The 14780-nt window shown below is 40.0% G+C and carries 16 protein-coding genes and 2 pseudogenes; 4 read left to right on the top strand and 14 right to left on the bottom strand.

The features are described from left to right. Positions 1 to 72: 72 nt before the first annotated feature. From MMO42_RS16770 to pheS, 3 genes are read right to left on the bottom strand one after another with little or no spacing between them, the layout of a single operon-like run. The gene (locus MMO42_RS16770) at positions 73 to 369 is read right to left on the bottom strand and encodes an integration host factor subunit alpha (RefSeq protein WP_000126166.1); all 297 of its coding nucleotides are present in this window, start codon (positions 367 to 369) and stop codon (positions 73 to 75) included. Next, complete coding sequence (pheT, locus tag MMO42_RS16765; protein WP_241321407.1) at positions 366 to 2747, bottom strand: phenylalanine--tRNA ligase subunit beta; 2382 nt, start codon at positions 2745 to 2747, stop codon at positions 366 to 368. Before pheT ends, MMO42_RS16770 begins: the two co-directional genes overlap by 4 nt. 33 nt (positions 2748 to 2780) lie before the next feature. Continuing rightward, complete coding sequence (gene pheS / locus MMO42_RS16760; RefSeq protein WP_241321406.1) at positions 2781 to 3761, bottom strand: phenylalanine--tRNA ligase subunit alpha; 981 nt, start codon at positions 3759 to 3761, stop codon at positions 2781 to 2783. Between the two features lie 230 nt (positions 3762 to 3991). On the opposite strand from pheS, the gene MMO42_RS16755 reads away from it, so the two are divergent. Then, complete coding sequence (locus MMO42_RS16755; RefSeq protein WP_241321405.1) at positions 3992 to 4996, top strand: hypothetical protein; 1005 nt, start codon at positions 3992 to 3994, stop codon at positions 4994 to 4996. Between the two features lie 57 nt (positions 4997 to 5053). Here the strand turns inward: MMO42_RS16755 and MMO42_RS16750 are convergent, their stop codons facing one another. Continuing rightward, positions 5054 to 5251: a hypothetical protein gene (locus tag MMO42_RS16750; RefSeq protein ID WP_241321404.1), complete on the bottom strand. Its 198-nt coding sequence runs from the start codon at positions 5249 to 5251 to the stop codon at positions 5054 to 5056. A gap of 106 nt (positions 5252 to 5357) precedes the next feature. Next, positions 5358 to 5735 (bottom strand): annotated as a pseudogene (locus tag MMO42_RS16745) (hypothetical protein); the annotation flags it as partial. A gap of 72 nt (positions 5736 to 5807) precedes the next feature. On the opposite strand from MMO42_RS16745, the gene MMO42_RS16740 reads away from it, so the two are divergent. Beyond that, positions 5808 to 6494 carry a hypothetical protein gene (locus MMO42_RS16740; protein WP_241321402.1) on the top strand — a complete coding sequence of 229 codons (687 nt, stop codon included), beginning with the start codon at positions 5808 to 5810 and terminating at the stop codon, positions 6492 to 6494. A 51-nt stretch (positions 6495 to 6545) separates the two neighbouring features. Then, complete coding sequence (locus tag MMO42_RS16735) at positions 6546 to 6944, top strand: hypothetical protein (RefSeq protein WP_241321401.1); 399 nt, start codon at positions 6546 to 6548, stop codon at positions 6942 to 6944. 40 nt (positions 6945 to 6984) lie between these two features. On the opposite strand, the gene rplT is transcribed toward MMO42_RS16735, so the two are convergent. After that, positions 6985 to 7344 (bottom strand): 50S ribosomal protein L20, encoded by a 360-nt coding sequence (gene rplT / locus MMO42_RS16730; protein ID WP_004664213.1) that lies wholly within the window; start codon positions 7342 to 7344, stop codon positions 6985 to 6987. A gap of 11 nt (positions 7345 to 7355) precedes the next feature. Next, on the bottom strand, positions 7356 to 7550 hold the full coding sequence (gene rpmI / locus MMO42_RS16725) for a 50S ribosomal protein L35 (RefSeq protein WP_004278281.1): 195 nt from the start codon (positions 7548 to 7550) through the stop codon (positions 7356 to 7358). Positions 7551 to 7787: 237 nt separating this feature from the next. Here rpmI and MMO42_RS16720 point away from each other — a divergent pair, with 237 nt between their 5' ends. Then, complete coding sequence (locus MMO42_RS16720) at positions 7788 to 9041, top strand: MFS transporter (protein ID WP_241321400.1); 1254 nt, start codon at positions 7788 to 7790, stop codon at positions 9039 to 9041. Positions 9042 to 9076: 35 nt separating this feature from the next. Here MMO42_RS16720 and MMO42_RS16715 read toward each other — a convergent pair whose 3' ends face one another. From MMO42_RS16715 to thrS, 7 genes and pseudogenes are all read right to left on the bottom strand, one after another. Continuing rightward, on the bottom strand, positions 9077 to 9502 hold the full coding sequence (locus MMO42_RS16715) for a YqaA family protein (RefSeq protein ID WP_241321399.1): 426 nt from the start codon (positions 9500 to 9502) through the stop codon (positions 9077 to 9079). A gap of 64 nt (positions 9503 to 9566) precedes the next feature. Then, positions 9567 to 10418 carry an arylamine N-acetyltransferase gene (locus MMO42_RS16710; protein ID WP_241321398.1) on the bottom strand — a complete coding sequence of 284 codons (852 nt, stop codon included), beginning with the start codon at positions 10416 to 10418 and terminating at the stop codon, positions 9567 to 9569. A gap of 120 nt (positions 10419 to 10538) precedes the next feature. After that, positions 10539 to 10982, bottom strand: a complete 444-nt coding sequence (locus MMO42_RS16705; RefSeq protein ID WP_241321397.1) for a hypothetical protein — start codon at positions 10980 to 10982, stop codon at positions 10539 to 10541. Continuing rightward, positions 10979 to 11599: a glutathione S-transferase N-terminal domain-containing protein gene (locus MMO42_RS16700; protein WP_005291828.1), complete on the bottom strand. Its 621-nt coding sequence runs from the start codon at positions 11597 to 11599 to the stop codon at positions 10979 to 10981. Before MMO42_RS16700 ends, MMO42_RS16705 begins: the two co-directional genes overlap by 4 nt. 127 nt (positions 11600 to 11726) lie before the next feature. Next, a complete protein-coding gene (locus tag MMO42_RS16695) occupies positions 11727 to 12047 on the bottom strand; it encodes a hypothetical protein (protein WP_241321396.1) in 321 nt (106 codons plus the stop codon). 170 nt (positions 12048 to 12217) lie between these two features. Then, a pseudogene (gene infC, locus MMO42_RS16690) lies at positions 12218 to 12769 on the bottom strand (translation initiation factor IF-3); the annotation flags it as partial. A gap of 5 nt (positions 12770 to 12774) precedes the next feature. Then, on the bottom strand, positions 12775 to 14697 hold the full coding sequence (gene thrS / locus MMO42_RS16685; protein ID WP_005210576.1) for a threonine--tRNA ligase: 1923 nt from the start codon (positions 14695 to 14697) through the stop codon (positions 12775 to 12777). Positions 14698 to 14780 lie beyond the last annotated feature (83 nt).

Genomic DNA, 14780 nt, shown 5'->3' with positions numbered 1-14780 from the left:
ACCTTTCGGTTCTCTTTTTTTATGCCTAAATTTTATAAGTAAAAATAAAAAATGGGCATAAAAAAAAGCAGATCAATCGATCTGCTCATTCCCAACACGCTGTCTAAATTTCTGTCCCGCTCGGAACGTCACTACTCGACGAGCAGAAATCGGAATTTCTTCGCCTGTCTTTGGATTACGTCCTGGACGTTCACGTTTATCACGTAACTCGAAATTACCGAAGCCAGAAAGTTTGACTTGTTCACCCGCAATTAATGCTTGGCTGATTTCGTCAAAAAATAACTCGACCATTTGTTTTGCTTCGCGGCGATTTAAGCTAGTAAGCTCACTTAAATGGTCCGCCATATCTGCTTTAGTTAATGCTGTCATGAGGCCCTCAATGTCGCTTGGTAAGTGTCTTCCAACACTTGAATAATGTTATCCATACCAGATTTAATTTCAGCATCTTCAAGCGTACGAGTTGGATGTTGCCATAGCACTGCAAAAGCTAAAGAGCGTTTGCCTTGTTCAACCCCTTGCCCCGTATACACATCGAACAACCATGTCGAGTCGAGTAACTCTCCACCAGTTTGCTCAATTAACCGCTGAATATCTCTTACCTCAATATTATCAGAGATTAAAAGCGCAATATCACGTCTAACCGATGGAAAACGTGATAATTCTGTAAAATTAGATACATAAGATTGCAAAACTGCCTGTTGATCCAGCTCTGCGACCCAAGTTGTATCTAAATCAAGCTCATTCTGCAAAGATGGATGCAAGCGTCCCAAATAACCAATCGATTGTCCATTAACTAAAATCTCTGCAGATTGGCCTGGATGTAGCCATGCACGTTCAGTACGAGCAAATTCAACACTGATACGTCCGGCTGCTAAAATTTCTTCAACCTCACCTTTGAAATCAAAGAAATCTATGGCTTGTGGTTTTGCATGCCACGACTCTGGTGTCCGTGAGCCCACCGCAATCAATGCCAAAGTTGGAATCTGTTTGAGATCATGAATACTTTGTGCATTCTGATAATCAAAACGTAGACCCAACTCAAAGAAACGAACGCGATGCTGTTGGCGGTTTAAATTGTACTGTACACATGGAATCAAACTCGACAACAAGGTACTACGCATTGCAGCCAAGTCACTTGAAATTGGGTTCGCCAACATCAAGGGCTGTACATTTGGATTCAACTGCTTCTCAAGTTTTGCATCAGCAAAGCTAAAGCTGATTGCTTCTTGATAGCCCAATGTTGCAACGGTTTGACGTAATTGTGCAATTTCAAAACGATCTTGATATTTCTCTAATTTTGCATCAATTTTTGGCAAACTGATTTGAATATTGTCATAACCATCAATACGAGCAACTTCTTCAATTAAGTCTTGATAAATTGCCATATCATAACGGTGCGAAGGCGGAATAACACGCCACTCACCTTGCGCTTTGGTTTCAACAATACAACCCAAACGCGTCAAAGCATCGGCAATAAAATCACCTGCCACTTGATAACCAAGTAACTGGTCAACTTGCGCTTGCTTTAATTCAATCGCTTCACGTTTTGGTAATACAGCCACTTGCTCAGCAACGGTTACTGGACCAAATTCACCACCAGCAAAGGCTTGAATCAACTCAGAAGCACGATGCATTGCGATCATTGGCAATTCAAAATCTACGCCACGTTCATAACGTTGCGATGAATCAGTATGTAAACCAAAACGACGCGCACGACCAGCAATGGCTAAAGGCGCAAAGAAAGCACTTTCAAGGAAAATATCTTGAGTATCATCCGTAACCGACGAGTCCAAGCCGCCCATAATACCTGCAATAGCGAGAACTTTCTGATCATCCGCAATGACCATCATGTCATCTTGCAGCTCAACTTCTTGATCATTTAATAAAGTCAGTTTTTCTTGCACTTTGGCTTGACGAACTTGAATTGAACCTTCAATTTTTGCCAAGTCAAAGGCATGCATAGGTTGACCGAGTTCAAGCAACACATAGTTGGTAATATCCACCAAAATACTATGCGTACGAATACCTGAACGCGCTAGCGCTTGTTCCATCCACTCAGGTGTAGCAGCTTTGACATTCACATTTTTGATGATACGACCTAAATAACGTGGTGTACCCTCTGTAGTGATCGTCACTGCTTTTTCATCTGTGATTGTTGCAGGCACAGACTGAATCTCAGGCTCATTCATCTTCAACTGATTGATCACTGCGATTTCACGTGCAATTCCACGGATACTGAAACAGTCACCACGGTTTGGCGTAATACTGATGTCAATTACATTGTCATCAAGTTTTAAATAGTCACGGATATTCACACCCACTGGTGCATCAGCAGGTAATTCCAATAAACCATCGATTTTGTCTTCTAAGTCAATTTCAGAAGCACCGCACAGCATCCCTTGTGATTCCACACCACGCAGTTTACCTTTTTTAATTTTGAAATCGCCTGGTAGTACTGCACCAATGGTTGCAACGGGTGCTTTCATGCCAACACGAACGTTTGGCGCGCCACATACAATTTGTAATGGCTCACCAGAACCAATATTAATCGTCGTTACACGTAAACGATCTGCATCAGGATGCTGTTCAACAGTTAGAACTTCACCCACGACAACGCCTGTAAATGGTTTTGCTACAGGTGCTAATTCATCAACTTCCAAGCCCAACATGGTCAATTGATCAGAAAGAGCTTCGCTATCAATCGCTAGGTTCACCCAGGTGCGTAACCAATTTTCACTAATTTTCATTTGTATAAACCTTATTTAATCCTGAGAAAATGTTTAGGCAAACTGGCGTAAAAAACGCACATCATTTTGGTAGAACATACGTAAATCATTGATGCCATAACGCAACATTGCAAAACGCTCTACCCCTAAACCAAAAGCAAAGCCTTTGTATTTATCAGGATCAATCCCTGCCGCACGCAGTACATTTGGATGCACCATGCCACAACCTAAAACTTCTAACCAACGACCACGCTCATCCATAATATCTACTTCAGCGCTTGGCTCAGTAAATGGGAAATAAGAAGGGCGGAAACGTACTTTTAAATCTTTTTCAAAGAATTCGTTTAACAGGTTAATCAATAAACCTTTTAACTCAGCAAAGCTGGTATTTTCTGCAACGTACAAACCTTCGATTTGATGGAACATTGGTGAATGCGTTTGATCTGAGTCACAACGATAAACACGGCCTGGACACACAATGCGAATTGGTGGCTGGCTGGTTTCCATGGTCCGAATTTGTACACCCGATGTATGGGTGCGAAGTAAATGAGTGGCATCAAAATAAAAGGTATCATGCATCGCACGGGCTGGATGATGTCCTGGAATATTTAAGGCTTCAAAGTTGTGATAATCATCTTCAACCTCAGGGCCATACGCAATTTGGAAACCAGCTTTGGTAAAGAACTGGCAGATACGCTCTTGCACCTGAGTCACAGGATGAATACTTCCCATGCGCTGACCGCGGCCAGGTAAAGTAATATCAATCGTTTCACTTGCTAATTTATTTGCAAGTTCAGCTTGTTGTAATGTCTGTTGACGCTCAGTCAAAGCGGTATTGATTGCTTCACGAACAGCATGGATCGCAGCACCTTGTACTTTCCGCTCTTCAGGATCCATTTTTCCAAGTGCTTTCGACTGCTCTGCAAGCTGGCTTTTCTTCCCTGTAAATTGCACACGTACTTGATCGAGTGCAGCAAGGTCTTGAGCCGCTGCAATGGCAGCAAGCGCTTCAGTGGTCAGGGCTTCCAGTGACATAGTAACTCTCAAAGCAACAAAATATAGAAATATAATAAAACGCTATAGTTTATCAGCTTTTTACCTATTTTATGAAGATAAACCACGGTTTAAATAAGCGACTTTTTCAGTGTCAATGTAAAGATAAAACCACAGGGTGATGAAATAGATGATTTAAATTTTTGAAAAAAATGATCAATAATTAAATAAAATAGATAAGATAACCATATCGTCAATGAGAAAGAATAACGATGGCGCTTGATCAAATTTGGAAACAACAGCTTACACTTGTCACCTATGGCAATGAATTCCTTGCAGGAGGACTTCATTTTAGCCGCTGGGTAGAACACCCAATTTTCAATCAAAAAAGCCTGATTTTTAGGGATTTACTTTCTCAACACCTCTTGGCCCAGCATTTTCAAGTTTGGCTTGAAGGCCTAAAAAAACAAGGGGTTAACAAACTCAGCTTACATTTATCAAGCTTACTCAGTGATGAACAAAATCCCAATGCAAATGTTGAGCTACTGCCCTTCACTCATTTCATTGTGAGCCACCAAGCCAACAAAAGAACAGCTTGGATCTGTGGGCATGAACTGCCTGAATGGTACAACAGCGATAAAGAATTTGAAGCCCCGGCTTCCCAGCAAAGTACATTACGAGAAGAAACCGTTTGGCGTTACGAGCTGAATGATAAAATCAGCAAGAAAATTAATGCAGACCTACAAAAGTTGAACTGGAATGATGTTGCGTCCTTCTTGGAACGTGAACTGTTCGACAGCAAATATGCAGAGTATTTTTTAGAACCAGAACAACAAGACTTTCCATTTTATGGGTATGAGGTTGATCCAACAGTACTATCAGAACAACAGCTGGCATTAATTCCAACAGACTATCCAGCAGATTGTGCTCACAACTTATTGCATCGCACTCAGGCATTAACGGAATACTTAGAACAACAAAGGCTACATCCTTACAATGCCACGGGTGAACTGATTAGCCCTGAAGAGCAAATTAATCTACGTAATTTTTCGCAAAAAACCGATGATTTATTTGGCAAGCTGATTGTGAAAACTGCAAACCATTATCAAACTGCTCAACTCACTGCCGATGAGCCTGAAATCATTGACCGAACTATGGAAGTTCCACAGCATCAGCTTGATAAAACTCAACATCATAAAGTTGGAGCATCGAGCGTCATTAAATTGATTATCCTGACCGTGATTATTTGTCTCGTTGCTTACTATTTTGGCCTATAACAATACCAGTCATAAAAAACCTAGATTTCAAAATCTAGGTTTTTTATTTTTCATCACTTAAAAAGTGGGTTTGATTTTTAGAATCACCTTATGTCCACCATCATGCTGATTAATGACATGATGGACATTTTCAATTAAGCCCTCAACTTCAGCATCTGGTCCATAAAAAATTCGAATGGTCTCACCCTTTCTCGGTAAAATACTGAGTTCTATTTCAATCGCGCCTTGTTCCAGACCTTCTACATTCACCAACATATTTTTTACCTTTCTCTTGTTTCCTTTACTGTAAAAAGATTCAAGTCCAAATGTCTAATCAAACATGTTCAGGTTATGTAATCTTTAAATAAATCATAGCTTTGATTTATTCATCGTAGTCCAAATCATCTTCATCAATATTAATAAAATCAGGTAAAGGGGTTTGCTCAAATCGTACCGTCAAAATATCAGTCTGCTTGAGCAAACTTGCCTTGGCCACACGGTGCATACCATCCATCACTCGACCTTCGGCGCACAAGATAATCGGATAGCTCAGATCAGCATCTTGAACCAATTGAAAATGTTCAATAATTTGCTGTGTGGTCGGATACTGATCTGGAAACCAATAGGCTTCGTTGAGTTCTTGAATATCAACCAGTTGAACTTTCTTGATCATAAAAGTTTTGGTTAGCTCAACCAGATGATGCACATCCCAGATATGAGTGTCTTCTCCCACCTCTCTAAAGTGATATTGTCTGCGCACGTTTTAATCCATCGTTAATTTCAGATATGATAATAAGCTTAGCTTCTCACCAATAACAGCACACATAAAACAATGACCGATAATTACTGGAAGTTTATATTAGGTTTGCAACATAATGCTCAGCAATTTTTTAAGGATCTAATTTCTTATCACGCGGTTCGTCATCATTGGAGCATTCGTAATCACGATATTTTTATGGTTCGAAATTTAGAGGATTCCTCACTCGTTTATGACTCAATTGATGCCTTAATATTTGATCTATTTCACCAAGGTGCCTACGATTGTTCACTTTATCCTTTTGATCTACTTTTTCCTGAATTTGAAAAAATTCAATCTAATTTTTTACTTGCAATAAGTAATTATCCAGTATTAATCTTCAAGCTAAGACACACTAATATCGCATTAATAAAAATAGAAAGAGAAGTTGTAAAAGAGATTCAACCTATAGGTGATCCTAGAGAGTTTTGGGGAACTCTATCCACACAAGACGTATCTAACTATATGTTGTTTAGTCTTATTCCTCTAAATTTAGAGCAAAACAAAAAAATTAGAATATTTGATAGCTGTCTGAATTGGGAAAATTTCTATAAAGAAACCCAAGAGCTTATTCGTTCTACACCTTATCAATTTTATGGAACCTATGATATTTCATTCACAAACAACTTACACCTTTACCCCCACGAAGAAGAAGGATGTACTTTTCCATTGCTAGAGAATCCCTCTTCACAAAATAATCTTGCATTCACCTTGTTTCAATAATTCGAAACTTTAAAAATTAATCTTCGAGGCTTTAAACATCCACGTAATGAAATGTCTGAATATCAAAACTTTGATTTGGAAGAAATCAATAAATTTAATCTCTATGAGGAATCAATCGACCAACAATTTGTCCAGCTTATTTGCCATACTGCTAATAGTTATCAAACATCTTATATCTCGGTAAAAACTCAAAATGAGTTAGAAAAAGAAATAATATTAAGTAAAAAACAATCTGGTTTGCAAGATTCATCAGTTATCGAAAATACCACTTCGCCAGAACCTGAAACTATTTCTGGCTGGCGAGCACTAACCACACTACTCATCGTCTTAGCAATACTCTTAATAATATTATATGGCCTATTTTTATTGGTCCAGAAATATGAATTTGCTAAGTTTCTATTACTTATTACCACAATCTTGTCTGTACTTATAATTATAGGACGGAAATAAAAAAGACCGCTAAAAAGCGGCCTTCTTTGAATCTCTAAGCTTATGCAGCTAATGCGCCTTTAGCTTTTTCAGCTAAAGCAGCAAATGCAACTGCATCATGCATAGCGATGTCAGCTAATACGCGACGGTCGATGATCACTTGAGCTTTTTTCAAGCCATCGATCATACGGCTGTAAGACAAACCGTTAAGACGAGCACCAGCATTGATACGCGCAATCCATAAAGCACGGAATTGACGTTTCTTCTGACGGCGGTCACGGTAAGCGTATTGACCAGCTTTGATTACCGCTTGGAACGCTACGCGGTAAACGCGTGAACGAGCACCATAGTAACCTTTAGCGCGAGCAAGAATTTTTTTGTGACGACGATGAGCCACTACACCACGTTTTACACGAGCCATTTATAATCTCCTTAGATGTATGGGCACATACGACGAACTGATGCAACGTCACTTACGTGAACCATTACACAGCCGCGCAATTGACGGATACGCTTAGCAGATTTTTTGGTCAAAATGTGGCGCTTGAACGCTTGTTTGCGCTTAAAACCGTTTGCAGTCGCTTTGAAGCGTTTAGCTGCACCACGGCGAGTTTTCATCTTAGGCATAACAACCTCTTTTGAACACCTGTTCGGAACGTTTGCACCATTGCAAAAACGACCTGCAGGTAAGGGAGCCAGTATTCTAAAGCATAGCAAGCTAAAACAAAAGTAAAATGCTCATTTTTTGATAGTAAATCATCTATTTTATATAAACGTTATTTTCTATAACCAATTCTCAAATTGCGAGAAACATCCACAAAATTAACACCTATAATAAGTACAAGCTCTTAAATTCAAAAGAATATGACTATACAACATGATGCATTTGCTGCATTGCGGTATCGGGATTTCTCTATCGTTACAATCAATCAATTCTGCTTAACACTGGCAATTTTGATTCAGGAAATTATCGTTGCCTATTCACTCTATCAAATCACCCGTGATCCCCTCACTTTAGGTTTCATTGGCTTGGCAGAAGCCATCCCATTTATCACACTTTCGTTATGGGGCGGTTATTTCGCAGATAAACTGAATAAGCAGACCATCATGAAAATCTGCTTATTCTTTTCGATTCCTTTACCGTTAATTCTGTGGGCGCTGTTTCATTTACATGGCTTAGAAAAAATTGGAATTAGCACCCTTTCTTGGGGCATCTATGCCGTCATTTTTGCCTTAGGAACCATTCGAGGTTTTTATAATCCATCTGCAACCTCACTCAAACCCTTTCTGATTCCACGTGAACTTTATGCCAACGGTGCAACATGGACCACAATTGGCTGGCAAAGTGGTGTGATCATTGGCCCGATGCTCGGTGGTTTTATGTTGGCTTTTCTAGGACGTGAAACCAGCTTATTTGCGGTTACAGCTTTATTGGCCACCTGCTTTATCTTAATTACACGTTTGCAGAAACGTACTTTCCCGAAAATGGAAACGGAGAATGTACTACAAAGCCTGACCGACGGTTTCCGCTTTATCTGGAAAACTAAAATCGTTTTATGGGCGATTTCACTCGATCTCGTCTCTGTACTCTTTGGTGGTGTGATTGCGTTATTGCCAATTTTTGCCGAAGAAATTTTAAAAGTCGGTCCTGAAGGCCTTGGCTATTTACGTGCTGCGCCATCGATTGGTGCTCTCATTACCATGATTGCACTAACCAAATTCCCACCGATGCAACATGCTTGGCGGAATATGTTATTGGCCGTTGCTGGCTTTGGTCTCTTCACCATCTTATTTGCTTTCTCAAACCACATGTGGCTGTCTCTATTCGCACTCGCGATGACTGGTGCCTGCGATAGTATTTCCGTGGTCGTTCGCCAAACCGTATTACAGATTTTCCCGCCAGAAAATATGCGAGGTCGCGTTGCAGCGGTCAACGGTATGTTCGTTTCGTCGAGCAATGAACTCGGTGCTTTTGAGTCAGGTCTGGCTGCCAAATATTTAGGCACGATTAGCGCCACAATTCTTGGAGGATGCATGACACTTGCAGTGGTCACTTATTGCTGGTTTAAAACCAGTGATTTATTCAAAGTTGATATTACCAAGGGTTCAGATCACTAAATAAAAGGGAAAGAAAAACATCTTTCCCTTTCTCATTAAAAGAGACCGAGATATAAAGCGTACAGCGTTAAATAGCGACCAGCTTTGGCAATGGTGACAATCAATAAGAATCGCCAAAAGTTCTCCTTCATCAACCCTGCAATCAATGTGATCGGATCACCAATCACCGGGGTCCAACTGAGCAACAACGAATAGAAACCATATTTATGATAAATCTGTTGTGCCTGCTCTAAACGCTGAGCTGAAACAGGAAACCACTTTTTATCTTTAAAGTGTTCAATTTTTAGTCCTAGCCACCAATTCACACAGGAGCCCAATACATTACCTACCGTCGCAACGATGATCAGATAAAAAGGATTGGAAAGCCCTTGTATCAACAGCGTCATTAATACCGCTTCAGACTGTAACGGTAATAAAGTCGCAGCACCAAAGGCCGAGAGAAATAATAAAAAATAAGACATTAATTCAAAGATTCACTCAAAACGGGACAACATATCATCCAGAACAGACAATATCGTGTGAACCTTATGGATTCAAGGTCAATTTTTCCCAAACTGCTTTAAGCTTTTGTTGCGCAATATCAATCCGAAAAACGCTTTTAATGGTTTGTTCAAAATCATCAAAGCTAGATAAAACCTGTTTATCAGATCGCCCCTTGCCGTGCGTTCGGAGTACTCTATCTTTTAAGGTAATTCGCATTTCTGCATTGGCAGTAGATAACATTAAATACTGGGTAAATAACGATTCGGGCGATGTTGAAATATACCAATTGGCAATCAAGGCATCAGCCATTGCAATTTGCTGTTCAGGATTAATCGCATAGATATTTACCCATTCATCATGAATACAAGCTTGCAGCATATATTTCATTTCTGTCAGCGCCGCACTATCTAAATCACACTGTGCCACATCAACAAATCTAAAATCTTCCAATGGCGTCGACTGTGTCTCACCAATATTATTCAGAGACACGATCGTGGTTGGAGTCATGCCTCCAAAGCCAGGATCGTATAAAAATAATTGCTGCTCAATACGGACCAAGGTCACTAAGTGCGTACGAACCGGAGATGTTGTCGGTGTGCTTTGATAGTACACCCGACCAAGTACGTTATACGCCTTATACCCCAGTTCTGTTAGGACAATTCTGGTGAGGGTACTGTGTTCTAAACAGTAAGCTTCACGATTTTCAATCAATAATTTTTGGACAAGTTGATCTTGCTCTAATGAAACCTCACCCCCTAAAAAAGAGGAAAAATTACCAAAAGGAATGGTTTGCACATGAAGGCTTAACAAGCTCTTTAGATTAGCCAAGGTTGGAGAGAAATCGCCTTCAAAACCAAGCTTGGTTAAATAGCGTGTAGAAATTTTGGATTGCATGATGCTTTATCTTTGAGGAACTGAAATCATCCTATCTTGATCGCACCAAGACAAGATGAAAAATTACACAATTATAAAATAGTCATGCTTACACGGCTAAAAGCATGGGTTTAGCACAAATTATTTCTTCGTTTTTGCGATCTTGGATCGAATAGCAAAATACATAACTGAAAAAACGAATGGAAAAAGAAATAAGAGCCAAAATGTAAGGTCTGACGTTACAACTCTTTGATACAAATTAAGTTGGATGTTTACATCTGTAACGGTGGCTAAGTCAATCGACACCCTATGATCAAGATAGCTACATAACACCAATGATAAGCTTAAAAAGCCAGCAAAAAACCAGCTACTACAATATGAATTCTTGGTTTCCAGCTGCAGCCAAGCAAAGAGTGTAGAAAATAAAATCCCTAAAATGGTAATAAAAGCAAAAACCAAGATCGCTAAATGACTCTCTGAATAGAGCTTTTGCAGCTGAGCGCAAAGGCTTGCTGTAAGCAACAACAAACTCATCGCAATTGCCCAATGCTTTAAGTAGCTGTATCGTCTAATGCCCTGATTCATCCAACTTTTATGGACAAGGCTTTTTGTATCGCAGGACGAGCGGTTAAGCGTTCGATGTAATCTTTCACATAAGGATAGTCTTCAAGCTGAATGCCCTGCCATTCATAACGTAATGCCCAAGGTAAGATCGCCATATCCGCAATTGAATATTCACCTGCCACAAACTTCTGACCAATCAACTGTTTGTTTAAAACACCATACAAACGCTTGGTTTCATTCACATAACGATCAATCGCATAGGGAATACGTTCAGCGGCAAACTTATTAAAATGGTGATTTTGCCCAAGCATTGGACCAAAACCACCCATTTGCCACATCAACCATTGTTCAACCTCAACTCGTTCTTGCTCATCGCTTGGATAGAACAAACCTGTTTTTCGGCCTAAGTATTGTAAGATCGCACCTGACTCAAATACTGAAATCGGTTCACCACGTGGGCCATTTTGATCAACAATCGCTGGAATTTTATTATTTGGAGAGATTTTTAAAAAATCGGGTTGGAACTGATCATTTTCCAAAATATTGATGGGGAAAATCTGATACTCAAGCCCCATTTCTTCTAAGGCGATTGTTATTTTATGGCCATTGGGTGTGCCCCAATAATATAAGTCAATCATTTATATTGTCCTATTCATCGTTATCTTGACTGTTGTTGCGTTATAGCACATTTCCTACTTATTGATCAGTAGACAAGCACGAAAAGAAACAATAAAGCGGTGTTTTCAAAGACAATGTTACAAAGATTTAAGCTTGATTATCCAAGAACTCCTTGGCTTTCTCTCCAACAAATTTACGCCCTGCATTACTGCCATTGATCCACTCTTCCACAGAGAACAAATCAAACATACCCACTTTAAATAAGGTTGGCACAGCGAGGATCAATTCCTCTTCAACCGTACCCCGAACGCCTGCGTTATATAAATTAATATTGTGTAGCATGGTCGCGACAGTTCCCGTTTGTACACGGCTACCATCTTTCAGTTTGACTTGTGGAAGCACTTCACCTTCTTGTACAACTTTTTGATTGATTTCAGAGAGTTCTTGAGTACCTATTACTGTAGACATGTATTTTTCCTATTTTGAAATAGTGTCATTATCTATCTACCCTATCACATCTGGTTTTCATCTGTTGTGACGGTGCTTAGAAATTTTTAACCCACTTAACGCTGATTTGATTATAAGTATTTAAACATAAAAAAAGCACCGCTGAGTGCGGTGCTTTTTTATAAGAAAAATTACTTTTTCTTTTTCGGACCAATTAACATGCCCATTTGACGACCTTCCATCTTAGGCGCTTGTTCAATCACGCCAAATTCAGCAACGTCTGCTTCAATTTTTTGCAATTGAGCCAAACCAAGCTGTTGATGCGCCATCTCACGACCACGGAATCGTAAAGTGATTTTTACCTTGTTTCCTTCTTCAAGGAAACGCAAAATTGCACGCAATTTAATTTGGTAATCACCTACATCCGTTGCAGGACGTAATTTGATTTCTTTCACTTGCACTTGATGCTGTTTTTTCTTCGCATCTTTTTGCTTTTGCTTTAAGTCAAATAAGTGCTTGTTGTAGTCCATGATTTTACAAACAGGTGGTTCTGCATTCGCAACGATCTCAACCAAGTCAAGATGAGCTTCTTCAGCAGCACGCAACGCTTCAGTTAATGAAACGACACCTTTTTGTTCTCCATCTGCAGCGACGAGGCGTACTTCTTTCGCACGGATCTCTTCGTTAATTGCAGGACGGTTACTTTTAGCACCTTGTTGTTGGTTACGGTCAGGCTGTTTAATCTTTATTACTCCACGATATACCGGCCACGTTCGGCAACGGCAGATTTCACTAAGTCAATAAATGCATCTACTGACATAGTACCTAAATTTTTTCCTGAGCGAGTACGCACATTGACTGTACCTTCTTCAACTTCTCGATCACCGAGAACAAGAAGGTAAGGAATACGCTCTAGGGTACGCTCACGAATCTTAAATCCGATCTTTTCATTTCTCAAGTCAGAAATAGCACGAAGACCATTTTCTTTGAGTTTTGCGACCACTTGCTCACTTGCTTCCGCTTGTGAATCAGTAATATTCATGACACAAGCTTGGATTGGTGTAAGCCATGGTGGCATGAAGCCCGCATAGTGTTCAATTAGTATACCAATAAAACGTTCGAAACTGCCAAGAATTGCACGATGAAGCATGACTGGCTGATCACGATCATTGTCTTCAGTGACATAAGATGCATCTAAACGAATTGGTAGGTTGAAGTCACATTGGATTGTACCGCATTGCCATACACGGCCTAAGCAGTCTTTCAATGAGAATTCAATTTTCGGACCATAGAATGCGCCTTCACCTGGTTGCAAGTCCCAAGCCAAGCCAGCATCATCTAAAGCATCTGCTAAAGATTTTTCAGCCAAGTCCCAAAGTGCATCGTCACCCACACGTTTTTCTGGGCGTGTAGACAATTTCATTTGCACTTCTTCAAAGCCAAAATCTTTATACACATCTAAAGTCAGTTTAATAAAGTCGGCAACTTCTTTACCAATTTGTTCTTTGGTACAGAAGATATGTGCATCATCTTGAGTAAAGCCACGAACACGCATAATCCCGTGCAAAGAACCTGATGGTTCATTACGATGACAAGAACCAAACTCAGCTAGGCGAATTGGTAAATCACGGTAAGATTTTAAACCTTGGTTAAAGACCTGTACGTGACATGGGCAGTTCATTGGCTTGACTGCATAGTTACGACTTTCAGAATGGGTCGTAAACATATTTTCAGCATAGTTTGCCGCATGCCCAGACTTTTCCCAAAGCGTAAAGTCTACGATTTGTGGTGTCTTGATTTCTTGGTAACCATTGTCTTGCTGAACTTTACGCATGTATTGTTCAAGCACTTGGTAAATAGTCCAACCATTCGGATGCCAGAACACCATACCCGGTGCTTCTTCTTGCATATGGAACAAGTCTAATGCTTTACCAATTTTACGATGGTCACGCTTTTCAGCTTCTTCGATACGCTTAATATAAGCAGCTAACTGTTTTTTATCAGCCCAAGCTGTACCATAAATACGTTGTAGCTGTTCATTCTTCGCATCACCACGCCAGTAAGCACCAGAGATTTTAGTGAGTTTGAATGATTTTAAGAATTTAGTGTTGGGTACGTGCGGACCACGACACATATCCAAATAGTCTTGATGGTAGTACAAACCCATTTGAGTTTCGTTCGGCATGTCTGCAATCAAGCGTAACTTGTATTCTTCACCGCGTGCTGTAAATTCAGCGATCACATCTTCACGTGGTGTCATCTTTTTAATGACGTCATAGTCTTGGTCAATGAGCTTTTTCATGCGCTCTTCAACCGCAGCCATATCATCCAAAGTAAATGGACGTGGCATCCAGATGTCGTAGTAGAAACCTTCTTCGATCACAGGACCGATCACCATTTTCGCTTCTGGGAACAATTGCTTAACAGCATGTCCTACCAAGTGCGCACATGAGTGACGAATGATTTCTAAACCTTCTTCATCTTTAGGGGTAATAATCTGAACTGTTGCATCTTCTGTGATTAAATCACAAGCATCCACCAAGCGATCATTGATACGGCCAGCAACAGTATTTTTTGCAAGACCTGGACCAATGCTCTGAGCAAGTTCCATCACAGAAATCGGATGATCAAACTGTTTCTGATCACCATTTGGTAAAGTAATGATTGGCATAATAAAATCCTTAAGGAGTGATGCCCTCTACGAAGGAGCATATCACCGCGAGATTATGTATTGAGGCAAGCCTCAAAAAATAA

Origin of the sequence: Acinetobacter sp. ANC 3882 (genome assembly GCF_022549545.1) — a bacterium.
Lineage (GTDB): Bacteria > Pseudomonadota > Gammaproteobacteria > Pseudomonadales > Moraxellaceae > Acinetobacter.
This window is presented reverse-complemented; position numbering and strand designations above follow the sequence as displayed.

Coding starts and splice junctions, on each gene's coding strand:
- MMO42_RS16700 (WP_005291828.1), bottom strand. CDS start 11,599: ATGATTGACTTATATTATTGGGGCACACCCAATGGCCATAAAATAACA.
- pheS (WP_241321406.1), bottom strand. CDS start 3,761: ATGTCACTGGAAGCCCTGACCACTGAAGCGCTTGCTGCCATTGCAGCG.
- MMO42_RS16735 (WP_241321401.1), top strand. CDS start 6,546: ATGTCTGAATATCAAAACTTTGATTTGGAAGAAATCAATAAATTTAAT.
- MMO42_RS16705 (WP_241321397.1), bottom strand. CDS start 10,982: ATGAATCAGGGCATTAGACGATACAGCTACTTAAAGCATTGGGCAATT.
- rpmI (WP_004278281.1), bottom strand. CDS start 7,550: ATGCCTAAGATGAAAACTCGCCGTGGTGCAGCTAAACGCTTCAAAGCG.
- MMO42_RS16770 (WP_000126166.1), bottom strand. CDS start 369: ATGACAGCATTAACTAAAGCAGATATGGCGGACCATTTAAGTGAGCTT.
- MMO42_RS16740 (WP_241321402.1), top strand. CDS start 5,808: ATGACCGATAATTACTGGAAGTTTATATTAGGTTTGCAACATAATGCT.
- MMO42_RS16720 (WP_241321400.1), top strand. CDS start 7,788: ATGACTATACAACATGATGCATTTGCTGCATTGCGGTATCGGGATTTC.
- MMO42_RS16715 (WP_241321399.1), bottom strand. CDS start 9,502: ATGTCTTATTTTTTATTATTTCTCTCGGCCTTTGGTGCTGCGACTTTA.
- rplT (WP_004664213.1), bottom strand. CDS start 7,344: ATGGCTCGTGTAAAACGTGGTGTAGTGGCTCATCGTCGTCACAAAAAA.
- MMO42_RS16710 (WP_241321398.1), bottom strand. CDS start 10,418: ATGCAATCCAAAATTTCTACACGCTATTTAACCAAGCTTGGTTTTGAA.
- MMO42_RS16695 (WP_241321396.1), bottom strand. CDS start 12,047: ATGTCTACAGTAATAGGTACTCAAGAACTCTCTGAAATCAATCAAAAA.
- MMO42_RS16755 (WP_241321405.1), top strand. CDS start 3,992: ATGGCGCTTGATCAAATTTGGAAACAACAGCTTACACTTGTCACCTAT.
- MMO42_RS16750 (WP_241321404.1), bottom strand. CDS start 5,251: ATGTTGGTGAATGTAGAAGGTCTGGAACAAGGCGCGATTGAAATAGAA.
- pheT (WP_241321407.1), bottom strand. CDS start 2,747: ATGAAAATTAGTGAAAATTGGTTACGCACCTGGGTGAACCTAGCGATT.
- thrS (WP_005210576.1), bottom strand. CDS start 14,697: ATGCCAATCATTACTTTACCAAATGGTGATCAGAAACAGTTTGATCAT.